The sequence below is a fragment of the Agromyces capsici genome (assembly GCF_058349965.1).
Genome location: NZ_JBYRET010000001.1, coordinates 638,575 through 661,825 on the forward strand (window position 1 = coordinate 638,575; position 23,251 = coordinate 661,825).

18 protein-coding genes are annotated in these 23,251 nt (G+C 73.3%); 9 read left to right on the top strand and 9 right to left on the bottom strand.

The window, feature by feature from the left end:
• Positions 1-115 precede the first annotated feature (115 nt).
• Entirely contained in the window at positions 116-2,218 is a 2,103-nt protein-coding gene (locus tag AC3RKB_RS03160; protein ID WP_491434525.1) for a RecQ family ATP-dependent DNA helicase, read from the top strand.
• A 32-nt stretch (positions 2,219-2,250) separates the two neighbouring features.
• Complete coding sequence (locus tag AC3RKB_RS03165; protein ID WP_491434526.1) at positions 2,251-2,628, top strand: SpoIIAA family protein; 378 nt, start codon at positions 2,251-2,253, stop codon at positions 2,626-2,628.
• A 174-nt stretch (positions 2,629-2,802) separates the two neighbouring features.
• Here the strand turns inward: AC3RKB_RS03165 and AC3RKB_RS03170 are convergent, their stop codons facing one another.
• Together AC3RKB_RS03170 and AC3RKB_RS03175 are read right to left on the bottom strand one after the other, a co-directional pair.
• Entirely contained in the window at positions 2,803-4,323 is a 1,521-nt protein-coding gene (locus tag AC3RKB_RS03170) for a high affinity choline transporter 1 (RefSeq protein ID WP_491434527.1), read from the bottom strand.
• A 137-nt stretch (positions 4,324-4,460) separates the two neighbouring features.
• Positions 4,461-5,129, bottom strand: coding sequence for a TetR/AcrR family transcriptional regulator (locus AC3RKB_RS03175; protein ID WP_491434528.1), 669 nt, complete (start codon positions 5,127-5,129; stop codon positions 4,461-4,463).
• Between the two features lie 144 nt (positions 5,130-5,273).
• On the opposite strand from AC3RKB_RS03175, the gene AC3RKB_RS03180 reads away from it, so the two are divergent.
• From AC3RKB_RS03180 to AC3RKB_RS03200, 5 genes are read left to right on the top strand one after another with little or no spacing between them, the layout of a single operon-like run.
• Positions 5,274-6,119, top strand: coding sequence for an urea amidolyase associated protein UAAP1 (locus AC3RKB_RS03180; RefSeq protein WP_491434529.1), 846 nt, complete (start codon positions 5,274-5,276; stop codon positions 6,117-6,119).
• Positions 6,116-6,751 carry an urea amidolyase associated protein UAAP2 gene (locus tag AC3RKB_RS03185; RefSeq protein WP_491434530.1) on the top strand — a complete coding sequence of 212 codons (636 nt, stop codon included), beginning with the start codon at positions 6,116-6,118 and terminating at the stop codon, positions 6,749-6,751. Before AC3RKB_RS03180 ends, AC3RKB_RS03185 begins: the two co-directional genes overlap by 4 nt.
• Complete coding sequence (gene uca / locus AC3RKB_RS03190) at positions 6,748-10,365, top strand: urea carboxylase (protein ID WP_491434531.1); 3,618 nt, start codon at positions 6,748-6,750, stop codon at positions 10,363-10,365. The genes AC3RKB_RS03185 and uca overlap by 4 nt, the downstream gene beginning before the upstream one ends.
• Positions 10,362-11,651, top strand: coding sequence for an allophanate hydrolase (gene atzF / locus AC3RKB_RS03195; RefSeq protein ID WP_491434532.1), 1,290 nt, complete (start codon positions 10,362-10,364; stop codon positions 11,649-11,651). Before uca ends, atzF begins: the two co-directional genes overlap by 4 nt.
• Positions 11,648-12,046 carry an allophanate hydrolase-related protein gene (locus AC3RKB_RS03200; protein ID WP_491434533.1) on the top strand — a complete coding sequence of 133 codons (399 nt, stop codon included), beginning with the start codon at positions 11,648-11,650 and terminating at the stop codon, positions 12,044-12,046. Before atzF ends, AC3RKB_RS03200 begins: the two co-directional genes overlap by 4 nt.
• A gap of 9 nt (positions 12,047-12,055) precedes the next feature.
• Here the strand turns inward: AC3RKB_RS03200 and AC3RKB_RS03205 are convergent, their stop codons facing one another.
• Positions 12,056-13,177 (bottom strand): acyltransferase family protein, encoded by a 1,122-nt coding sequence (locus tag AC3RKB_RS03205; RefSeq protein ID WP_491434534.1) that lies wholly within the window; start codon positions 13,175-13,177, stop codon positions 12,056-12,058.
• A gap of 126 nt (positions 13,178-13,303) precedes the next feature.
• On the opposite strand from AC3RKB_RS03205, the gene AC3RKB_RS03210 reads away from it, so the two are divergent.
• Positions 13,304-14,209 carry an SGNH/GDSL hydrolase family protein gene (locus AC3RKB_RS03210; RefSeq protein ID WP_491434535.1) on the top strand — a complete coding sequence of 302 codons (906 nt, stop codon included), beginning with the start codon at positions 13,304-13,306 and terminating at the stop codon, positions 14,207-14,209.
• Positions 14,210-14,284: 75 nt separating this feature from the next.
• Here the strand turns inward: AC3RKB_RS03210 and paaZ are convergent, their stop codons facing one another.
• From paaZ to AC3RKB_RS03240, 6 genes are all read right to left on the bottom strand, one after another.
• Entirely contained in the window at positions 14,285-16,354 is a 2,070-nt protein-coding gene (gene paaZ / locus AC3RKB_RS03215) for a phenylacetic acid degradation bifunctional protein PaaZ (RefSeq protein ID WP_491436739.1), read from the bottom strand.
• A gap of 127 nt (positions 16,355-16,481) precedes the next feature.
• On the bottom strand, positions 16,482-17,294 hold the full coding sequence (locus AC3RKB_RS03220) for a 3-hydroxyacyl-CoA dehydrogenase family protein (RefSeq protein ID WP_491436741.1): 813 nt from the start codon (positions 17,292-17,294) through the stop codon (positions 16,482-16,484).
• 47 nt (positions 17,295-17,341) lie between these two features.
• Positions 17,342-18,106, bottom strand: a complete 765-nt coding sequence (locus tag AC3RKB_RS03225; protein WP_491436742.1) for an enoyl-CoA hydratase/isomerase family protein — start codon at positions 18,104-18,106, stop codon at positions 17,342-17,344.
• Positions 18,107-18,108: 2 nt separating this feature from the next.
• Entirely contained in the window at positions 18,109-19,311 is a 1,203-nt protein-coding gene (locus AC3RKB_RS03230) for an acetyl-CoA C-acyltransferase (protein ID WP_491434536.1), read from the bottom strand.
• 161 nt (positions 19,312-19,472) lie between these two features.
• On the bottom strand, positions 19,473-20,192 hold the full coding sequence (locus AC3RKB_RS03235; protein ID WP_491434537.1) for a hypothetical protein: 720 nt from the start codon (positions 20,190-20,192) through the stop codon (positions 19,473-19,475).
• Positions 20,193-20,380: 188 nt separating this feature from the next.
• The gene (locus AC3RKB_RS03240; protein ID WP_491434538.1) at positions 20,381-22,357 is read right to left on the bottom strand and encodes a DEAD/DEAH box helicase; all 1,977 of its coding nucleotides are present in this window, start codon (positions 22,355-22,357) and stop codon (positions 20,381-20,383) included.
• Positions 22,358-22,648: 291 nt separating this feature from the next.
• Between AC3RKB_RS03240 and AC3RKB_RS03245 the strand changes: the two genes are divergently transcribed.
• A complete protein-coding gene (locus tag AC3RKB_RS03245) occupies positions 22,649-23,167 on the top strand; it encodes a GNAT family N-acetyltransferase (protein WP_491434539.1) in 519 nt (172 codons plus the stop codon).
• Positions 23,168-23,251: the final 84 nt, after the last annotated feature.

A 23,251-nucleotide genomic window follows, 5' to 3' on the forward strand; every position in this document is an offset into this window, starting at 1 on the left:
TGCTGTCGTACGCACACGCTCCTCCCTGAGGTGGCACCCGGACATCGGGCAGATGCCCTATTCCCCGAAGCGGGCGACATGAGGCGGTGTCGGCGGGATCGACCAGAGTGGACCCATGAGCTCGACCGCCGCCCCCGCCGACACGCGCGCCGAGGCGCTCGCCGCACTGCGCGACCTCGTGGGGCGCGCCGACGCCGACTTCCACGACGGCCAGTACCAGGCGATCGAGGCGCTCGTCGAAGGCCGGCGTCGTGCCCTCGTCGTGCAGCGCACCGGGTGGGGCAAATCGGCCGTGTACTTCGTCGCGACCCTGCTGCTGCGCCGCCGGGGCGGCGGACCGACCGTGCTCGTCTCCCCGCTGCTGGCGCTCATGCGCGACCAGATCGCCGCCGCCGAGCGCGCCGGCGTGCGCGCCGTGGCCATCAACTCCACGAACCCGCACGAGTGGGCCGAGGTGCAGCGGCGACTCGCCGACGACGCGGTCGACGTGCTGCTCGTCTCGCCCGAGCGACTGAACAACCCGTCGTTCCGCGAGCAGCAGCTGCCCTCGCTGGTTCGCCGCATCGGCCTGCTCGTGGTCGACGAGGCGCACTGCATCAGCGACTGGGGGCACGACTTCCGGCCCGACTACCGGCGTCTGCGCGACCTCATCGCCGAGATCCCCGCCGACGTGCCCGTGCTCGCGACGACCGCGACGGCGAACAGCCGGGTCGTGGCCGACGTCGCGGAGCAGCTCGGGCACGGAGCGGAGGTCCTGACGATCCGCGGTCCGCTCGCGCGTGGATCGCTGCGCCTCGGGGTCCTGCGGCTGCCCGATGCGCCGACCCGGCTCGCGTGGCTGCTCAGCCACCTCGACGACCTCCCGGGCTCGGGCATCATCTACACGCTCACCGTGTCGGCCGCGAACGACACCGCGCGGCTGCTGCGCGAACGTGGGCACGACGTGCGCGCCTACACCGGCCAGACCGACCCCGACGAGCGCGAGGAGTCCGAGGCGCTCCTCAAGCGCAATGGGGTGAAAGCGCTCGTCGCCACGAGCGCGCTCGGCATGGGCTTCGACAAGCCCGACCTCGGGTTCGTCGTGCATCTCGGGGCGCCGTCGTCGCCGGTCGCGTACTACCAGCAGGTCGGTCGCGCGGGCCGCGCGAGCGAGAGCGCCGACGTCCTCCTGCTCCCCGGACCGGAGGACCGCGCGATCTGGCACTACTTCGCGACCGCGTCGATGCCCGACGAGGAGCGGGCCCGGCGCGTCATCGACGAGCTCTCCGACGTCCCGCTCTCGACGCCCGCGCTCGAGGCCCGGGTCGACCTCCGCCGCACGCCGCTCGAGCTGCTGCTCAAGGTGCTCGACGTCGACGGCGCCGTGCGCCGCGTCCAAGGCGGCTGGATCGCCACGGGCGAGTCGTGGGCGTACGACGCCGACCGGTACGGGCGCATCGCGGCCGAGCGAGAGGCCGAGCAGGAGCACATGGTCGAGTACGAGACGACCGACGGCTGCCGCATGGAGTTCCTCCAGCGTTCGCTCGACGACGAGACGGCGGCGCCGTGCGGGCGGTGCGACAACTGCGCCGGCGCGTGGTACCCGACGGGCCTGGCCGCCGGATCCGCCGATGCGGCGGCGGGTGCGCTCGACCGAGTGGGCGTGCCGATCGAGCCGCGTCGGGCCTGGCCGACGGGCGCCGATCGGCTCGGCGCGCCCGTGAAGGGACGCATCGCGCCGAGTGAGCAGGCCGGCGAGGGGCGCGCACTCGCGCGACTCACCGACCTCGGGTGGGGCGGCACCCTGCGCGGGCTGTTCGCCGCGGGCGCGCCCGACGGGCCGGTTCCGCCGCAGGTGCTCGCGGCGTGCGTACGCGTGCTCGCCGACTGGGCGTGGGCCGAACGGCCGGTCGCGGTCGTCTCGGTGCCCTCGCGCTCCCGCCCGCAACTCGTCGACTCGCTCGCGCGCGGCCTCGCCGAGGTCGGGCGACTCCCCTACCTCGGCGCACTCACTCCGGTCGACGGCGGCCCGAGCGGCGCACCCGGGGGGAACAGCGCGTTCCGCCTCGCGGGCGTGTGGGACCGCTTCACCGCCGCCGGGCTCGACGTGCCGCCGGGCGCGGTGCTGCTCGTCGACGACCTCGCCGACAGCCGCTGGACCCTCACCGTCGCGGCCCGCACGCTCCGACTGGCGGGCAGTGCCGAGGTGCTCCCGTTCGTGCTCGCGCTGCGCGGCTGAGCACGGGCAAGATGTCCTCGAGGGGGACCACGATGATCGAACTGCTCGACGACCTTCCGCCCGGCACCATCGGCTTCCGCGCCGTCGGCACCGTCACCGCCGCCGACTACCGGGAGGTGCTCGATCCGGCGATCGACGCGGCCGTCGCCGAGCGCGGCAGGCTCGACTTCGTCATCGTGATCGACGACGACTTCGACCACTACTCGCTCGGCGCCATGGTCGAAGACGCCAAGCTCCTCGGGCGACCGCTGTCGAGCTGGGACCGTGCCGCGTTCGTCACCGATCGCGACGTGCTCACCGGGATCGCCGTCGCCTTCGGCGGCCTCGTGCCCGGCGAGTTCCGCGTGTTCCCGCTCGCCCGGCTCGATGACGCGGTCGCTTGGGTCGGCGAGGGAGCCGCGGCGACGTAGCCGTGCGCCGCGACGCCGCAGCCCCCTGAGAGGGTTGAGGAGGGCGCCCCAGCGCCCGCACCCTGTGAGGGTTGAGGAGGGCGCGCAGCGCCCGTCTCGAAACCCGACCCACGACGGCACCGGGTTTCGAGACGCGGCCTGCCGTCGCTCCACAACCCTCACACGGGGATCGGGTCAGACGGCGACGGGCTCGAGGTCCTCGCGCTCCTCGCGCTGCGACCGCTCCTGCTCGAGCGCCTCGAGTTCGGCGAGCTCGCCGAGCTCCTCCGAGGGCGACCGGCGACGCAGGAGTCCGACGAGCGCGTACGTGCCGAAGCCGACCGACGCGGCGACCAGGGTGGCCCAGCCGTCGAACTCGGGTCCGACGAGGTCGTTCTCGATGTACAGCAGGTCGTTCGGCACGCCGTACAGGGTCGGCGTCAGGGCGAGCAGCACCATCCGGACGACGAATCCGACGATCACCGCGGCGAGCGCGGCGACCACGCCCGGACGCTTCCAGAAGATGCCGAGGATGAACGGCGCCGCCAGGCACGCGAGCATCAGGTCGAACGCCAGCGTGAGCAGGATGCCGGTCTGGCTGACCCGGATTGCGAGGACGACGCCGACCGCGACGATGGGGAGCATCGCGAGTCGCGTCCAGCGCAGCAGCGGGTCGGCCGCGCCCGACACGACGCGTCGCACGTTGAAGATGTTGCGCACGGCGATCGCCGACGTGGCGAGGATCGCGCCCGAGGCCGTCGAGAACGACGCGGCGACGATGCCCGAGAGCACGAGGACCGCGAGCAGCGGCGGGGCGTACTCGTCGAGGAGCGTGAACAGGATCGGGCCGTCCTCGACGGTGATGCCGAGCACCGCGCTCGCGCTGAGGGCGACGAGGGCGAAGAGCGTGCCGATCACGGCCGTGCCCGCGGCGCCGATGAAGCACGCGCGCCGCGCGGTCTCGGGCGACTTCGCGCCGAAGATGCGCTGCATGAAGTCGATCGCGACGATGTCGCCGATGCCGAGCGCGATGAGCGTGGCCCAGTTGATCGGCGCACCCTGGGCGGGATCGGTGAGCTGGCCGAGGTCGAGCGGACCCATGCCGGGCGGGATGACGATGCCGAACGAGACGGCGACCCAGGCGAACAGCGCGATGGCCGCGACGACCGTGATGGCCGTCTGGATCACGGCCGTGTACGCGTCGGAGAAGAGTCCCCCGGCGATCGTGTAGGCGAGCACGAGGGAGACCGAGACGACTACGCCCCACTCGTACGGCACGTTCGCGAACCGTTCGAGGAGGTACCCGCAGGCGACGAGGTTGCCCGCCAGCAGGGTCGTGAACGAGAGCAGCATGATCGCCGACGCGAGCACCTCGGTCGTGCGTCCGTAGCGGATGCGGAAGTAGTCGCCGAGCGTGAACAGCTTCATGCGATTCATGGGCTTGGCGAGGAACAGGCCGGTGAGCAGCAGGCAGATCGCGAGCCCGATGGCGAGGGATGCGCCCGCCCAGAAGCCGAACTGCGAGGTGAGGTCGGTGTTGCCGACCGTCGCGTTCGCGTCGACGGCGGCGGCGGTCAGCGAGACGGCGACGAGCGGTACTCCGAGCCGCCGCCCGGCGACGAGGTAGTTGGCACTGTCGCCGTCGATCTTGCGGGCGACGGCGATGCCGACGATGAGGACCACCAGGACGGTGAGTCCGACTCCGAGGATGATCATGGCGTGCTCCCGATGGGGGTGAGGGATGGCGCCGACAGGTTTCTATCGGTTGACAGGTAAACTTGGTCGCCCGACGTGCCACCCGTCTTTCGGGCATGAAACGATCGTGTTAAATCGCGCGAGTCGGGATGACGCGGTCAGCGTGCCGCGGTCGACGAGACCTCGTCGAGCAGCGCGGCGCCGGCCTTGCGCGCCCGCCGGACGGCCGCGGCGTCGACCTCGAGGACGCGCAGCGCGGCGTCGGCGATCCCGAAGGCGGTCTCGTCGTCGATCGACCCCGGCGCGCGGCGCCGCTGCAGGATCACGCTCTCGACCAGCCCGAGCACGAGCGCGGTCGAGCGCGCCGCATCCGGCGCCCCGCAGGCGGAGACGAGCGTGCGGTACGCCGTCTCGAGCTCCGACCTGCGCTCGTGGAACGCGGCGAACCGCTCGTCGCCGAGCTCGGGCAGCAGGTACAGCGAGCCGACGTTGTCCTCACCCCCGGCGAGCACGCGCACGTCGGCGGCGCAGAGCGCCCAGAGCCGCTGCTCGGGCGGGTCGGGCAGCGCGAGCAAGCGGGCGGCCGCATCGAGCGAGGGTTGCACGGTGCCGAGCAGGAGCTCGAGCAGCACCTCGTGCTTGCCCGAGAAGTAGTGGTACACGCTGGCCTGGCGGATGCCGGCGGCCTTCGCGAGCGCGTGCGTCGAGGTGCTGCCGTACCCCTCGGCGCAGAACAGCCGCGCGCCCGCCGCGAGGATGTCGCTCCGCGTGCCGAGTCCGGTCGGCGACTCCCCCGATGCGCGGGGTCGACCGGTGGGACGCGCCATGGTCGCCAACGCTAGCAGGCACCATCCGCCGGCCACCGCGGCGTGCGCCCGGAGTTTCTGTTACGCGACCGAAACACGTTCGGCACGGTGGCGATACCGGCATCCGCTCAACTGCTTTCTATCAACCAGTAGAAAGGCAGGCGGATGACCACGATCGAGACGTCGTCGACGTCCACGACCGCCGGCGCGCGGGACCACGCGCGGGCCCAGGAGGGCACCGTCGTCGACGCGCAGCCGGTGCTGCCCGCGACCGCGGCGCACCCTCCGGCCGGCATTTCCCCGGACCGCCTCCGCTGGGCCGAGCGGGTCGCCGGCGGAGGCTACACCCACAAGCGCCTCGCGCGCGGCACGGTGCTGCGACTCACGGATGTCACGGGCGAGGCCTGCGCGGCCGTCCTCCTCTACAACGCCGACGAGCCGTTCGAGCGCCTCAACGTCGCCGACACCGTCAAGGTGCAGTGGCAGGTGTACAGCGGCGCCGGGCAGCTGCTGCTCTCCGACCAGGGGCGCGTCCTGGCCTCCGTCGTCGACGACTCCTCAGGCCGTCACGACGCGATCTACGGCACGAGCTCCGCAGCCCGGAATCTCGAGCGCTACGGCGACGGCTCCGCGCACGGCCCGAGCCCGGCCGGCCGCGAGCTGTTCGCGCTCGCCGCGGCGAAGCACGGGCTCGAGCGCCGCGACATCCCGCCCTGCGTCTCGTTCTTCCAGGGCGTCCGCATCGACGAGGACGGGCGTCCCGAGTTCCTCGGCTCGGCGGGGCCCGGCGCGTCGATCACGCTCCGCATCGAGCTGCCCGCGATCGTGCTCATCGCGAACGCGGCCCATCCGATCGACCCCCGGCTCGACTACACGACCGGACCGCTCGACGTGCAGGCCTGGGTCGACCGCCCCACTACGCCCGCCGACTCGCTCTGGGACGCGTCGCCCGAGGGCCGCCGGGCCTTCCTCAACACCCACGACTACCTCGACGCGAGGGGGATCGCATGACCGGCAACGACTTCGGCACCGAGCTCAGCCGCGAGCTCGTCGCGCCGCGCGGCCCGTGGTCGACCGTGCTGCGCGCAGGCCAGGTGCTCACGATCGTCGACGTCGACGGCAACCAGGCCGTCGACTTCCTCGCCTACGACGCGCACGACACGGCCAGGGCCTACAGCGCCCAGGCGACCCTGCAGGGCCAGGACTCGGTGTTCCTCGTCACCGGATCGGTGCTGCGAACCAACGAGTACGAGCCGCTCCTCACGATCGTCGCCACCGACGTCGAGCGGCACGACACCCTCGGCGGCGCCTGCTCCAAGGAGAGCAACACGCTGCGCTACGGCCACCACACGTGGTCCCAGCACGCGTGCGCCGACAACTTCCTGGCCGAACTCGGTCGCCACGGCATGGGCAAGCGCGATCAGGTCTCGAACGTCAACTGGTTCATGAACGTGCCCGTCGATCCGGATGGCGCGCTCGGCATCGTCGACGGCATCTCCTCGCCGGGTCTCTGCGTGAGCCTGCGCGCCGAGCGCGACGTGCTCGTCGTCGTGTCGAACTGCCCGCAGGTCAACAACCCCTGCAACGGCTTCGACCCGAGCCGGGCCGAGATGATCGTCTCCAGCGGAACGGCCGCCTCGTGAGCCGCTTCGACACCCTGCTCGTCGCCAACCGCGGCGAGATCGCGGTGCGCATCATCCGCACCGCGAAGCGGATGGGCCTGCGCACGGTCGCGGTGTTCTCCGAGGCCGATCGCGGCGCGCTGCACACCGCGCTGGCCGACGAGGCCGTCCTCCTCGGTCCGGCGCCGGCCGCCGAGAGCTACCTCCGCATCGACCGCGTCATCGAGGCGGCGATCGCGACGGGCGCAGGCGCGATCCACCCCGGATACGGCTTCCTCTCGGAGAACGCCGAATTCGCGCGCGCCTGCGACGCGGCCGGCATCGTCTTCGTCGGGCCGACGCCCGAGCAGCTCGAGGTGTTCGGCGCGAAGCACACCGCGCGCGAGGCGGCCGAGGCCGCGGGCGTGCCCATGCTCGCCGGCACGGGCCTGCTCGAGACGCGACAGGCCGCGCTCGAGGCGGCCGACCGCATCGGCTACCCGGTCATGCTCAAGGCCACGGCGGGCGGCGGCGGCATCGGCATGCGGGCCTGCCGTGACGCGGCCGAGCTGGCCGACGCGTGGGACGACGTCCGGCGTCTCGCCGGTGCGAGCTTCGCCTCGTCGGACGTCTTCCTCGAGCGACTGGTCGAGGGCGCACGCCACGTCGAGGTGCAGGTCTTCGGCGACGGGCTCGGCGAGGTCGTCGCGATCGGCGACCGCGACTGCTCCCTGCAGCGCCGCAACCAGAAGGTCGCCGAGGAGTCCCCGAGCCCCGACCTGCCCGACGCGGTGCGCGACGAGATCACCGACGCGGCGCGGCGGCTCGCGGCCTCCGTGTCGTACCGGTCGGCCGGCACGGTCGAGTACATCTACGACCCGGTGCGCCGGGAGGCTGCGTTCCTCGAGGTCAACACGCGGCTGCAGGTCGAGCACCCGGTCACCGAGGCGAGGTACGGCATCGACCTGGTCGAGTGGATGCTGCGGCTCGCGCAGGGCGACACCGACGTGGTGCGCACGCCGCTCTCCCCCTCGGGCGCCGCCGTCGAGGCGCGGATCTACGCCGAGAACCCCGACCTCGGCAACCTGCCGAGCTCGGGCACGGTGACCGGCCTCGAGCTGCCCGAGGGCGTGCGCGTCGACACCTGGCTCCGGCCGGGCACCGAGGTCTCCGCCTCCTACGACCCGATGCTCGCCAAGGTGATCGTGCACGGCCCCGACCGGGATGCCGCGTGGGCGGCGCTGCGCGACGCGCTCGAGCGCACCCGGGTCGACGGGATCGCCACGAACCTGGGCGTGCTCCGCGCCATCGCGGCTGACGAGCGGGTGCTCGCGGCGCGCCACTCGACGCAGACCCTCGAGCACGTGCGCGACCTGGCCCCGCGACTCGAGGTGCTCAAGCCCGGGATGCTCACCACGGTCCAGGACTGGCCGGGCCGCGTCGGCTACTGGCCCGTCGGCATCCCGCCGTCGGGCCCGATGGACGCGCGCTCGTTCCGCCTCGGCAACGTCGCGCTCGGCAACCGCGAGGGCGCACCGGGCCTGGAATGCACGATGTCCGGCCCGACCGTGCGCCTGCACCGCGAGACGCGCGTCATGGTCACGGGCGCCCCGACGCCCGTGACCGTCGACGGCTCGCCGGTGCCGCAGTGGGAGCCGGTGACGGTGCCGGCCGGATCGGTGCTCGAGATCGGCACCGCGGAACGGGGCATGCGCACCTACCTCCTCATGGAGGGCGGCCTCGACGTCCCCGACGTGATGGGCTCGTCCTCGACGTTCGACCTCGGCGGCATCGGCGGCGCGGCCGGTCGCGCAGTGCGGGCCGGCGACGTCGTCGGTATCGTCGCCCCCGCGTCGCCACAGACCGCCCGCGCGGTCCCCGTCGGCGAGCGCCCCGCCTTCACTGGCTCGTGGGAGCTGGCCGTGCTCGAGGGTCCGCACGCCGCGCCCGAGTTCTTCACGGCCGCCGACATGGCGACGTTCTACGCCGCCGACTGGGAGGTGCACTTCAACTCGGCGCGCACGGGCGTCCGCCTCGTCGGGCCGAAGCCGGAGTGGGCGCGTACCGACGGCGGGGAGGCGGGACTGCACCCGTCGAACATCCACGACACCCCGTACGCGGTCGGCGCCGTCGACTACACCGGCGACCTGCCGATCCTGCTCGGGCCCGACGGGCCGAGCCTCGGCGGGTTCACGTGCCCCGCGACCGTGGCCAGCGGCCACCTGTGGAAGCTCGGCCAGCTGCGGCCGGGCGACACGGTCCGGTTCGTGCCGGTCACCGCCGAGCAGGCCGACGCGGTGCGCGACGCGCCGCTCGCGCTGGTCGTCGCCGGTCGCGAGGCGGTCGTCGACGGCGGCATCCTCGACTCGGTGCCCGAGCGCCCGGGCTCCCCGTCGGTGACCGTCCGCCGCAGCGGCGACGCGAACGTGCTCGTCGAGTTCGGCCAGCAGGCGCTCGAGCTCGCCTCGCGGATGCGCGTGCATGCCCTCATGGAATCGCTGCAGGCGCAGGCCGACGCGGGCGCGCTGCCCGGCGTGATCGAGCTCACCCCCGGCATCCGCTCGTTGCAGGTGCACCTCGACCCCGAGCGCACGAGCGTCGCGGAGGTCGCGGCGGCCGCGCTCGCCGCCGAGGCTGCCCTGCCCGCCACGGGTGACATCCGCGTGCCCAGCCGCACCGTCTGGCTGCCGCTCTCGTGGGACGACCCCGCCACGCGCGAGGCCATCCGGCGCTACATGAACGGCGTGCGCGACGACGCGCCCTGGTGCCCGTGGAACATCGAGTTCATCCGCCGCATCAACGGGCTCGACACCGTCGAGGACGTCTACCGCACGGTGTTCGACGCCGAGTACCTCGTCCTGGGGCTCGGCGACGTCTACCTCGGCGCGCCCGTCGCGACGCCGCTCGACCCGCGGCACCGCCTGGTGACCACGAAGTACAACCCGGCGCGCACCTGGACGCCGCAGAACGCCGTCGGCATCGGCGGCGCCTACCTCTGCATCTACGGCATGGAGGGCCCGGGCGGCTACCAGTTCGTCGGGCGCACCGTGCAGGTCTGGTCGACGCACCGGCAGGAGGGGCCGTTCGAGCCGGGCGTGCCGTGGCTGCTCCGGTTCTTCGACCGCATCCGCTGGTACCCCGTCGAGCCCGACGAGCTCCTCGAGATGCGCGCCGACATGGCCGCCGGGAGGCTCGCGCTGCGGATCGAGGAGGGCGAGTTCGGGATGGCGGAGTACGACGCCTTCCTCGCGGAGCACGCCGAGTCGATCGCCGACTTCCGTGCCCGGCAGTCGGCCGCGTTCGCCGCCGAGCGGACCGCGTGGGAGCTCGCCGGCGAGTTCGACCGGACGGATCCCGAGCCCGCCGCCGCACCGGAGCCGGAGGTCGCGATCCCCGACGGCTTCGCCGGCGTCGAGGCGCAGTTCGTCGCGAACGTGTTCCGCATCGACGTGTCCGAGGGCGACGTCGTCGCCGAGGGACAGGCGATCGTCGCGGTCGAGGCGATGAAGATGGAGGCGAGCGTGACCGCGCCGGTCGCCGGGCGGGTCGTCGCGATCACGACCGGGCTCGGCGCCCAGGTCGGTCCGGGAACGGTGCTCGCCGTGATCGAGCCGTCCGTCGCGCCGGCGGACTACGAAGCGGAGGAGGCGGCGTGACCCGCATCGACGTGCCATCCGACCCCCGCGCCCACGTGGCCGCGAGGCTGGCCCTCGCCGAGTCGCGGCCCGAGGCGTGGATCCGGCTGCGCCCGGAGATCGAGCTGGCCGACGAGCTCGTCGCCGTGCTCGCCCGCGCGGCCGGGGGCGCCGACCTGCCGCTCGCGGGCGCGCTCGTCGCGGTGAAGGGCAACATCGACGTGGCCGGGCTCGACACCACGGCAGGATGTCCGGCGTTCGCGTACCGGCCCGAACGCGATGCGACCGCCGTGCAGCGGCTGCGCGACGCCGGCGCGGTCGTGCTCGGCGTGACGAACCTCGACCAGTTCGCCACCGGCCTCGTCGGCAGCCGCAGCCCCTACGGCGCGGTGCGGCATGCGACGGATGACTCGCGCATCTCGGGCGGCTCCAGCAGCGGGTCGGCCGTGGCCGTCGCCCTCGGCGTCGCCGACCTCGCGCTCGGCACCGACACCGCCGGCTCCGGCCGGGTGCCGGCGGCCCTCCACGGCCTGTACGGCGTGAAGCCGACCAAGGGCAGCGTGCCCGCGGCCGGGGTGGTACCCGCCTGCCGCAGCCTTGACGTCGTGACCGTGATGTCGGCCGACCTCGAGCTGGCCGAGCTCGCCGCATCGATCATGTCCGGCGCGGACGAGCGCGACCCGCTCTCGCGCGACGTGCCCGCCGACCCGCCGGGCCTCGACGAGCCGGCGCGGATCGGCATCCCGCAGCCGGGGCAGCTCGGCGAGCTGGCGCCCGGGTGGGCCGAGGCGTTCGCGGCGGAATGCGCGCGGTACGCGACATCCGGTGCAGCACTCGTCGAGGTCGACATCCGGCCGTTCCTCGAGGTCGCGCGCATGCTCTACGACGGCGCCTTCGTCGCCGAGCGCTACGCGGCGGTCGGCGAGTTCGTCGACGCGCACCCCGACGAAGTCGACCCGACGGTCGGCGGCATCATCGCGCGCTCGCGCGACATCCCGGCGTGGCGGTTGTACCAGGACTTCTCCCGCCTCGACGAGGTGCGCCGGACGACCGGCGCCGTGTTCGCCGGCATCGATGCGCTCCTCCTGCCGACGACGGTCGAGCATCCGACGCTCGCCGCCGTGGCCGCCGATCCCGTCGGCGTGAACTCCCGGCTCGGCCGGTTCACGAACTTCGCGAACCTCCTCGACCTCGCAGCGCTCGCGGTGCCGGCGGGCGAGGTCGACGGCCTGCCGTTCGGCGTGCAGCTCGTCGGGCCGGCGTTCAGCGATCGGATGCTCGGCGAGATCGCGAGGTCGGCGCGATGAGCGGCGGCATCCTGCTCGCCGTCGCTGGCGCGCACCTCACTGGCCAGCCGCTGAACCACCAGCTTACCGACCGCGGCGCGGTGCTCGAGCGGTCGACCACGACCGCGCCGGCGTACCGGTTGTTCGCCCTCGCGACCGATCCGCCGAAGCCAGGGGTCGTGCGCGTCGCCGACGGCGGCGTCGCGCTGCGGGTCGAGGTCTGGCGGCTCGACGCCGCGGCGTTCGGCGACTTCGTCGCGGCCCTGCCGCAGCCCATGGCGATCGGCAAGGTCGAACTCGCCGACGGCACGCTCGTCAGCGGATTCCTCGTCGAGCCGATCGCCGTCGACGGGGCCGCCGACATCAGCCGGCACGGCGGATGGCGCGAGTACCTCGCCGTCTCGGAGGTCGAGTAGCGCCGGGCCTCAGGCGACGAGGACGAGCCGATGCTGCGCGTCCGCGCGGACGCGCCGGGCGAACCGGTGGGACGGGCGCTCGACGGCGTAGTAGAACCCGATCGCGAGCGCGATGGAGATCGGAGCCGCGATCAGGAGCGTGAACGCCGGCCGGGGAAGCAGGGCCGCGACGGCGATCACGATCGGCTCGTGGACGAGGTAGAGGCTGAACGAGATGCTGCCGAGGAAGCGGAACGGCGCCGAGCCGAGGAGGCCCGCGATGGGCCGGCCGAACGCCGACGCCACGATGACCAGGACGACGCCGACGAGCGTCGGCACGATGGTGGCGACCCGCGCCCACTCTCCGAGCGCCGGGAGCAGCATCCAGTAGGAGACCATCAGCGCGAGCCCGCAGAGCATGGCGGGAGTGCTCCACCATCGGGCGGAACGTCGCACCTCGGCGCGATCGGACCATTGCGACAACGCATCCCATGCGCCGGCCAGCGCGACGCCGATCCCGAACATCGGGAGGTACGTGAGCGCGCGCACGTCGCCCCACACGCCCAGCGCGGCGAGCGCGGTGTAGACCACCAGTTGCACTCCGGGACGGAGTCGTCGGCCGACGTAGATGTACACCGGGAGCAGCAGCGAGAACAGCACCTCCCACTGGAGGGACCACAGCGGGCTGATGACGTCGGACGCCCCGCCCACCAACGTCAGGTCGGTGAGCATGGACTTCACCGAGTACTCGTCGGGTCGGTCGGCGAGCCACCAGCTCTCCGCCTCGCCCCCGCGAGGGAACACCGCGATGACGACCGCCGCGAGGAGCACGGCGCCCAGGACCGGCACGTACAGGCGAACGAGCCGGGACGGATAGTACGAGTTCCAGTTGAACGTCCGGCTGTTCGTCGACATGGCCAGGACCATGCCCGAGAGCACGAAGAACAGGTAGACCGCCTCGGTGCCCGCCCACGCGAGATGCAGCGGCGTGTGCACCAGCCAGCCCGCCGGAGCCGGGACCGCCTGGCCGTCGCGATACGGCGCGGCGAGCGCGGGGAGGGTCAGCAGGCTGTGGTGCACGAGCACGACGACGGCGGCGATGCCGCGCAATCCGTCGAGTGAGCGCAGTCGGGCGAGGGGGGCGGGGGACATCAGGGGCCGATCGGGTCGGGGGGCGGCGGGGGCTCGGTCGGTCGAGGGATCAGCGTAACCCGAATGCCGGGTGCCGCGAAGTCGACGTGGTGAGCTCCGCGACGCCGGGTGTCCTAACATCGACCCATGCCCAACGGTTCCGCTCGTCCGCGCTCACGTGGCAGGCGGATCGCCGGGCGGGCCGCGATCGGCTCGATCGGGGCCGTCCTCGGCATCGGGATCGGATTCGCGCTCGGCCTCGGCCTCGACGCGACGGCCCCGCCGGCGTCCGGCGAACCGTCACCGACGGCCACGGCCCGGCCACGCCCTACCCCGTCGCCGTCGCCGTCGCCGTCGCCGAACGAGGCCGTATCGGCTTCCGTCGCCGAAGCGGCGCTTCGACGCCTGCCCGAGCAGCCGCGCGCCCTCATCATCGGCGACTCGTTCGCCGAGGGGATCGGGGGGATGGGGGACGGCGACCAACTCACCACCATCGCCGTGGATCGCGGATGGGCCAGCCTCGCCGCCGACTCGCTCGGGTGGACCGCGACGATCGACGCGATCGGGGGAACCGGGTTCTGGAAGGACGTCGCGACCGACGGTCGGACCGGCGTCGCCTACCTGCAGCGCCTCGGTCTCCACGCCGCCGCGGGCGAGGCGTACGACGTGATCGTCCTCCAGGGTGGGCTCAACGACGACCAGGCCACGCCGCTCCAGGAGCGCGCCGCCGTGACCTCGGCGATTCGGGCGGCGCAGGCCGCCTGGCCCGATGCCGCGGTCATCGTGTTCGGACCGACCGAGCCCCTCGCCAACGGGACCGAGCGCAGTCGCCATGCGGCGGTCGTCGGCGCGGCGGCGGTGGAGGCCGGCGCGATCCTCGTGGACCCCTCCGCACCCGTGCCCTGGATCACGGCGGCGAACAGCGCCGGGTTCGACGCGGGCGACGGACTCCACCTCAGTCACGCCGGGTACGCGTACCTCGCCGGGCGCTTCGCCGCCGACATCCAGTCGTCGGCCGGCTCCGCCGAGCTCGGCGGAGCCGCCCGGGACTGACGGTCCTCCCGACGTCCCCACCGGGTGCGTGCGGGTGCCGCGTGATCGAGCGGTCCGGTCGCGCCGGCCGCGGAACTATGCCGGCTGGGGCACCGGTTCCTTCGCGACCAGCGTGAGCACGTCGTACGTCGCGACGATCGCGTCGTCCTGGTTCTTCAGCACCGCGTCCCAGCGCACCTCGCCGTACTCGTCGGTCTCGCGCGGCGAGATCTCCTTCGCCGTGAGCTCGACCCGGATCGAGTCGCCGGGCGACACGGGCGTGATGAAGCGCAGGTTCTCGAGGCCGTAGTTCGCGAGCACCGGGCCGGGCGCGGCGTCCACGAACAGGCCCGCGGCCCACGACACGAGCAGGTACCCGTGCGCGACGCGGCCGGGGAAGAAGGGGTTCGCCGCGGCCGCCTCCTCGTCCATGTGGGCGTAGAACGTGTCGCCGGTGAAGTTCGCGAACGTCTCGATGTCCTCGAGCGTGACGGTGCGCGGCGCCGACGCGACCTGGTCGCCGATGCGCAGGTCGGCGAGCGACTTGCGGAACGGGTGCGGCTCGCCGGCCTCCTGGTAGGGGCGCGCCTCGGCGCCGGAGTGCCACACGCCCGTCAGCGCGGTGAGCATCGCCGGCGACCCCTGCACGGCGGTGCGCTGCATGAAGTGCTTGACCGCGCGGATGCCGCCGAGCTCCTCGGCCCCGCCCGCCCGGCCCGGGCCGCCATGCACGAGGTGCGGCACGGGCGAACCGTGGCCGGTCGAGCTGCGCGCGTCGTCGCGGTCGAGGAACAGCAGCCGGCCGTTCATCGAGGCGATGCCGGTGGCGAGCGCGACCGCGACCTCGGGGTCGTGGGTCGCGACGCTCGTGACGAGCGAGCCGCCGCCGCGCGCGACGAGGTCGACGGCCTGGTCGAGCGAGTCGTAGGCGATGACGGAGGCCACGGGGCCGAACGCCTCGACCTCGTGCACCGCCGGCGCAGTGGCATCCGTGAACTTCAGCAGCATCGGCTGCACGAACGCGCCCTCGGCATCGACGCCCGACGGCGGCTCGGTGGAGCCGATGACGAGCTCGCCACCGGCCTCCTGCAGCCGGCGCACCTGGCGCAGCACCTCGTCGCGCTGCCCGGTCGAGGCGAGCGGGCCCATCGTCGTGCCCTCGGCGCGCGGGTCGCCGACGACGACGCGCTCGGCGAGGCGGGCACGCACCGCGTCGACCAGGGCGTCGACGGAGGCCGCGGGCACGATCGCGCGGCGGATCGCCGTGCACTTCTGCCCCGCCTTCGAGGTCATCTCGACGACGAGCTGCTTGACGTAGGCGTCGAACTCGGGCGTCTCGGGCGTGGCATCCGTACCGAGGACCGACGCGTTGATCGAGTCGGTCTCGCTCGAGAACCGCACGCCGCCCGTCTGCACCGAGTCGTGCGCGCGCAGCCGCTCGGCGGTCGACGCCGAACCGGTGAACGCGACGAGGTCGCCGAGCTTCAGGTGGTCGAACAGGTCGGGCACGCTGCCCGACACGAGCTGCAGCGATCCGGCCGGCAGCAGGCCGGATTCGACGAGGATCCGCACGAACGCCTCGGCGAGGTAGCCGGTCGGCGTCGCGGGCTTCACGACCGTCGGCACGCCCGCGAGGAACGCCGGCGCGAACTTCTCGAGCGAGCCCCACACCGGGAAGTTGAACGCGTTGATCTGCACCGCGACGCCGGGCAGGCGCGTGTAGACGTGGCGGCCGATGAACGAGCCGTCCTTCGAGAGCGGCTCGACCGGGCCGTCGACGAGCACCTTCGCGTTGGGCAGCTCGCGGCGCCCCTTCGACGAGTACGTGAAGAGCACGCCGATGCCGCCGTCGATGTCGACCCATGAGTCGCGCTGCGTCGCGCCGGTGCGCGCCGACAGCTCGTACAGCTCGGCCTTGCGGTCGGTGAGCGCGAGCGCCATCTGCTTGAGCAGCACCGCGCGCTGGTGGAAGGTGAGCTCGCCGAGCGAGCGCTGGCCGACCGTGCGCGCGTGCTCGAGCACGGCGCCGAGGTCGAGCCCCTCGGTCGAGACGCGCGCGACGAGCTCGCCGGTCGACGCGTCGCGCACCTCGGCAGCGGCGGCCGCGGCGTCGTCGCCGGGGGTCCACCACGCGTCGCGGACGTAGCTGGGCAGGATGTCGGTCATCTGCTGTCTCTCCTCGTTCATGCGGTCGGGTTGCTCCGCGCCGCTGCGCCGGTTGCACGTCCGCTGCGCCAGTCCGGGTGGCGCAGACGCCGCCGAAGTGGCGCGCCGGGCGTGCCGCACCACCGCGTCACTGCGCGTCCCACAGGTAGAAGCCCTCGCCGGTCTTGCGGCCGAGCTTGCCCTCCTCCACCATGCGGCGGAGCAGGGCGGGCGGGGCGAATCGGTCGCCGAGCTCGCCCGCGAGGTACTCGGCGATGCCGAGCCGCACGTCGAGTCCGACGAGGTCGGTGAGCTTCAGCGGGCCCACCGGGTGCTTGTAGCCGAGCGTCATCGCGGCGTCGATGTCCTCGGCGGAGGCCACGCCCTCCTCGAGCATGCGGATGGCCTCGAGCCCGAGCGCCACGCCGAGCCGGCTCGACGCGAAGCCCGGCGCGTCGTGCACGACGATCGGGGTCTTCGCGATCGCCTGCACCCACCCGCGCGCCTCCTCGACGAGCGCGCCGTCGGTGCCCGTGCCGCGCACGACCTCGACGAGCGCCGACGCGGGCACGGGGTTGAAGAAGTGGAGGCCGAGGAACCGGGCCGGGCGCTCGAGCCGGTCGGCGAGCGCGTCGATCGAGATCGACGACGTGTTCGTCGCGAGCGCGGCATCCGCCCCCAGCACCGCCTCGACGCGGGTGAGCGCGTCGAGCTTGAGGTCGAGGTCCTCGGGCACGGCCTCGATCACGAGGCCGGCGCCGGCGAAGCCGTCGACGTCGGTGGCCACGCCGAGCCGGCTCCCGATCGCGTCGGCGGTCTCGGCGGTCGTGCCGCGGGCGACGGATGCCGCGACCGAGTCGAGCACGCGGGTGCGGGCGGCCTCGGCGGCGGCGGCGTCGCGCTCGACGACGGTCACGTCGGAGCCGGCGACGAGGAACGCGTGCGCGATGCCGGCGCCCATGCGTCCGCCGCCGAGCACGCCGACGCGTTCGGGTGCGCTGGATCCAGTCACTTCTTCCGCCTCTCCAGGAACTCGGTCATCCGCCGGTGCTTCTCGGGGCTCTCGAACAGTACGGCTTGCGCCTCGAGGTCGACGCGCGGGTGGTCGGCGCGCGGGGCGCGCAGCACGCGCTTGGTCGCGATGGTGGCGTCGCGGTCGTTCCGCGCGATGCGGTCGGCGATCGCGTGCGCCTCGGCGAGCAGGTCGGCGGCCGGGTGCACGCCCGTGACGAGGCCGATCGACAGCGCCTCGGCGGCGTCGACGATCCGGCCGGTGAGCAGCAGCTCGGTCGCGCGCGCCTCGCCGACGATCTCCTTCAGCCGCCAGGTCGCGCCGGCGGCCGGGATGATCCCGAGCCCGGTCTCGGGGTTGCCGAACCGGGCGTCGGGCGTGGCGATGCGGATGTCGGCGGCGAACGCGAGCTCGGCCCCGCCGCCGAGGGCCCACCCCTCGACCGCCGCGATCACGGGCATGGGCAGCTCGTGGATGCGCACGAACGCGTTGGCGTTGATGCCGGCGAGCGCGTCGGCGGCCCGCCGCTCGCGCAGCTGAGCGATGTCGGCGCCCGACGCGAACACGCCGCCCGCGCCGGTCAGGATGAGCGTGCGCGGCTCGGCCTCGAGCTCCGCGCACAGTGCGTGCAGGGCGTCGATCGTGGCCTGGTCGATGGCGTTCCGCTTGTCGGGGCGGTTCAGGGTCGCCACGACGCGATCGTCGCGGCGCTCGACGAGCAGCAAGGGTGGCAGGTCGGGCGACACCGCGACATCCGGCATGCTCACCGCACTCCCTCGACGATCAGCGCGGTGCCCTGCCCGACGCCGACGCACATGGTCGCGAGCCCGTAGCGCGAGCCCTCGCGCTCCATCCGGCCGAGCAGCGTGACGACGAGCCGCGCGCCCGACGAGCCGAGCGGATGCCCGAGGGCGATCGCCCCGCCGTCGGCGTTGACGAGCTCGGGGTCCAGGCCGAGCCGGCGCATGCTGGCGAGCGACTGCGTCGCGAACGCCTCGTTGAGCTCGATCGATCCGAGGTCGGCGAGCGAGACGCCCGAGCGCTCGAGCGCCTTCTCGGTCGCGGGCACCGGGCCCAGCCCCATGATCTCGGGCGCGAGCCCGGCGGACGCGCCGACGACGACCCGCGCCCGCGGCGTGAGTCCGTAGCGCTCGACCGCCGACGCGCTGGCGACGAGGATCGCGCTCGCACCGTCGTTGAGCGAGCTCGAGTTGCCGGCCGTCACGACCGAGCCGCCGCGCACCACCGGCCGCAGACCCGCGAGCACGTCGAGTGACGTGTCGCGGCGCGGCCCCTCGTCGACGAGGACCTCGCCCCTCGCGGTCGGCACGCCGACGATCTCGGCCTCGAACCGCCCCGCGTCGATCGCGGCTGCCGCGCGCTGCTGGCTGCGCAGGGCGAACGCGTCGGCGTCCTCGCGCGTGATGCCGTCGAGGCGCGCGACCTCCTCTGCGGTCTCGGGCATGGAATAGGTGGCCTTCTCGCGTGCGAGCAGCTCGGGGTTCGGGAAGCGCCAGCCGATCGAGGTGTCGTACGTGTCGCCGGGCTTCGCCCACGGCTTCTCGGGCTTGGCCTGCACCCAGGGGGCACGCGTCATCGACTCGACGCCGCCCGCGATGATGAGGTCGGCGTCGCCCGCGCGGATCGCCTGCGCGGCCATGATGATCGCCGACATGCCCGACGCGCAGAGCCGGTTCACCGTGATGCCGGGCACCGAGTCGGGCAGGCCCGCGAGGAGCACCGACATGCGGGCGACGTTGCGGTTGTCCTCGCCGGCCTGGTTCGCGGCGCCGAGGATGACCTCGTCGATCGCGCCGGCCTCGATGGCCTCCTCGTCGACGCCGGCGCGGCGGATCAGCTCGCCGACGACGAGGCTCGCGAGGTCGTCGGGCCGCACGCTCGCGAGCGCGCCCCCGTAGCGACCCACCGGGGTCCGTACTCCACCGACGAGGAACGCCTCCGCCATGCCTGCTCCTGACCACGCTGTCCGGGATGTCGCGGGATGTCGCCGCCGGCGTACCGGCGGCCGCGTCATCCGATCTCGGCTGCATTCACAACCGACCGTTCAGTCAGTAAGTATGACCGACGGATGGCGCATCCGCCAGTCGGGCGGGTCGGCGCGGCCGCTCAGCCCTCCTCGGGTGCGCCCGTCGAGGTGTCGCCCGTGGGCCCGAACAGCGTCCACTCGCCGCCGCGGCACTCATAGAACGAGACCGTCTCGGTGTCGATGTAGATGTCGCCGTCGGCCGTGCACTTCTCGGGCTCGGGCACCCCGAGGCCGAGCGTGACCTGCGTGCCCGGCGCACCGGCCTCGCCCTGCTCGCCCTGCTCGCCCTGCTCGCCCTGCGCACCCTGCTCGCCCTGCGCACCCGCCTCGCCCTGCTCGCCCTGCGCCCCCGTCGCGCCCGTGAGGTTCTCGGCGGCCGACGTGCGGATGTTGCCCACCAGGGTCCAGTCGCCGTCCTGGAACAGGTAGACGTCGGAGGTCTCGAGGTCGATGTAGACGTCGCCCTCGTAGCCCTTGCCGGATTCCGGCACGCCCGTTCCCGCGCGCACCGCCGAGCCCGCGGGGAGGATGTCCTCGAGCGCCTCCTCGTACGCGACCTCGTCGGCGGCCTCGTCTCCACCGCCCTCGGCCTCGTCGGTCGGCGAGGCGGTCGCGACCACCTCGTCGGCGTCGCCCGACCCCGCGAGCGACGCGCCGAGGAACGCGGCGACGAACGACAGCACGACGACCCCGATGCCGACGCCGATGAGCCATCCGCGGCTCACAGGCTGCGGCGGAGGGCTCCCGGTCTTCGCGGCCTGGTCCGTCGATCCGGGCGTCGCCTCCTGCTCGGTGCTCATCCGCGCCTCCCCCATCCGCGCCCCGCCGCCCCGGCAACCCGGAATGGGGCGTCGCGAGGATGCTACGGCCTGCAACCGCCCGGCCTGTGCCTTTGGTCCCGCGATCCTCGCGGACGACGACGCAGGGTCCCGACCGGCGCGGTCGGGACCCTGCGTGCGGGGGCGGGCGGATGCCGCGGTGCGGCGTGCTACGCGACGAGCTCGCCGTCGGACTCGCGCTCGGCGACCTCCACCGACGCCGGCTCGGCCCCGGCCTGGACCTCGACGGGGCCGAGGTCGGCGAGCAGCTCGTCGCCGAGGCGCACGTCCTCGAAGTCGACCTCGATCTCGGCACGACCGAGGAGCTCGCTCATGCGACGCTGGCGGTTGCGCGGGATGAGCGTCACGACGCGGCCCGTGCGACCCGCGCGGCCGGTGCGGCCCGAACGGTGCAGGTACGTCTTGTACTCGTCGGGCGCGTCGGCCTGGATGACGAGGTCGATGTCGTCGACGTGGATGCCGCGGGCCGCGACATCCGTCGCCACGAGCACGTCGACCCGGCCGCTCGTGAGCTGGTGCAGGTTGCGCGTGCGGCGCGACTGGTTGAGGTCGCCGTGCAGGGCGACCGCGAGGATGCCCGCGTCGGCGAGGTGATCGGTGAGGTCCTCGGCGAACGCGCGCGTGCGCGAGAACACCAGGGTCTTGCCGTTGCGATCGGCGAGCTGGGCGACGATGTCGCGCTTGTCGCGGTTGTCGATCACGAACACGCGGTGCTCGATCGTGCCCGACGCCTGGTCCTCGCCGGCGACCTCGTGCACGGCCGGGTCGACGAGGAACTCGTCGACGAGCGAGGCCACGCCCGAGTCGAGCGTCGCGGAGAACAGCAGCTTCTGCCCGCCGTCGGCCGTGCGACGGAGGATCCGCTGCACGGGCTCGAGGAAGCCGAGGTCGCACATGTGGTCGGCCTCGTCGAGGATCGTGATCGCGACCTCGCTGAGGTCGAGGCGTCCCTGCTCGATGAGGTCCTCGACGCGACCCGGCGTGCCGATCACGATGTCGACGCCGCGCTGGAGCGCGCCGACCTGGCGGCCCTGCGGGACGCCGCCGTAGATCTGCGTGGTGAAGAGGCCGACGCTCTGCGCGATCGGCTGGACCGTGCGGTCGATCTGCAGGGCGAGTTCGCGGGTCGGCGCGAGGATCAGCGCACGGGGGTTCCGACCGAACTGGCGCTTGCCGCCCGACTTGCCGGACTCGGCCCACAGGTTCATGAGGCGCTCGACGGTCGGGGCGCCGAACGCGATGGTCTTTCCCGAACCGGTGCGGCCGCGGCCGAGCACGTCGCGACCCTCGAGCACGACCGGGATGGTCGCGGCCTGGATCGGGAACGGCGACTCGGCGCCGAGCTCCTTCAGCGCACGGACGATGTTGCCGCCGAGGCCCAGGTCGGCGAAGCCGATGCCGTCGACCTCCTCGGCCTGGATGGCCTCGGCCTCGAGCCGCTCGAGCACGACGTCGTCGGCCGGCTGGAAGCGCTCGCGGCGCTCGTCCTGGGGGTAGAACGAGGACGGCCGGCGCTCGGAGTCGCGGAAGCCCGGACGGTCGAACTCGCGGTCGCGGCGCGGCGCGCGGTCGTCGCGGTCGTACGAACGCGCCGGGCGCTCGTCGCGGTCGAACCGGCGGGGGGCGCGGTCGTCACGGCGCGGCGCACGGTCGTCACGGTCGTACGAACGCGGGGCACGCTCGTCACGGTCGTAGCGACGCGGGGCACGGTCGTCGCGGTCGTACGAACGCGGCGCGCGGTCGTACGAACGCGGCGCGCGGTCGTCACGGTCGTAGCGACGCGGGGCGCGTTCGTCACGGTCGAACCGACGCGGGGCACGCTCGTCACGGTCGAACGAGCGGGCCGGACGGACGTCGCGGTCGCGAGACGCTCCGCCGCGCGGTGCTCCCCGACCGGCCGTGGGGCGCTCGTCGCGACCCGGTCGCTCCGAGCGGTGCGGCGCACGACCCGACGCGACGCGCTCGTCGCGCGACCAGCGCGGCTTGCGGTCGTCGGTCGATTCCTCGGGCCGGTGGCCGCGGTGGCCGGGGCTGCGCGAGCCGGGCTTCTTCTTCGTCGCGGAGGCGTACGAGGGGTCGAAGTTGCGGGCGGGACGACCGCCGGCGGGCTTCTTGTTCTTCGGCATGGATGCTTTCCGGGTTGTATTCGTGTACATGGCAGCACGCCGCGCGAGCGCGCGGCGCAACTGGGAACCCGGGTGCTTCCTCGACCGGGGCCGTTCACATACGGTGACTTCCCGCGCGCGAACCGCGCGCGGGACCGGCCCTCAGGACTCACAAACCCATCCGTGCACGGCACGGTGTCCAGAACCGACCTCACGATGGTACCGGACACCCTCCTGTGAATCAGCCCGGCGCCGCATCCGAGCGGATCGGAATGTAACGACCCGGTAACCCGGCTCACGTACGCTCTCGTCGTGACCACACCGCCGTCGATCTCCGTCGAGTCGCCTCGCGCGCCCGGAATCGAGCAGTTGCTCGACGCCGGCAGCGCCCACGCGCGCTCGCTGTACCCGGCCGACGAGCTCCTCGACGTCGCGCAGCTCGAGGCGCCGGGCACCCTCGTCTACGTCGCGCGCGACGGCGACAGCAGGGCGATCGGGGTGGCGGCGATCGTCGAGGGGGACGGCATCGGCGACGGCCGCGGCGAGCTCAAGCGCATGTACATCGACGCCGGGGCGCGCGGCGCCGGCATCGCGAGCGCACTGATCGAGCGGATCGAGACGGATGCCGCGGAGCGCGGGCTGCGCGAGATCGTGCTCGAGGCCGGCCGCCTGCAGCATCCTGCGCTCGCGCTGTACGCCAAGCACGGGTACCACCGCGTCGAACGGTTCGGCCGGTACGTCGGGGAGCCGTCGAGCGTGTGCATGGCGAAGTCGCTCGTGGGCTTCACGGGCGATGTCCTCGGCGAGCGCCCGCTCGCCGTCGGCGAGTGAGCGACGCCGCGACCGGCTGAGCCGACGCCGGCTGTACGGATCGCCCCGCGACGCGGCATCCTCGGAACACACGGATCGTTCTCG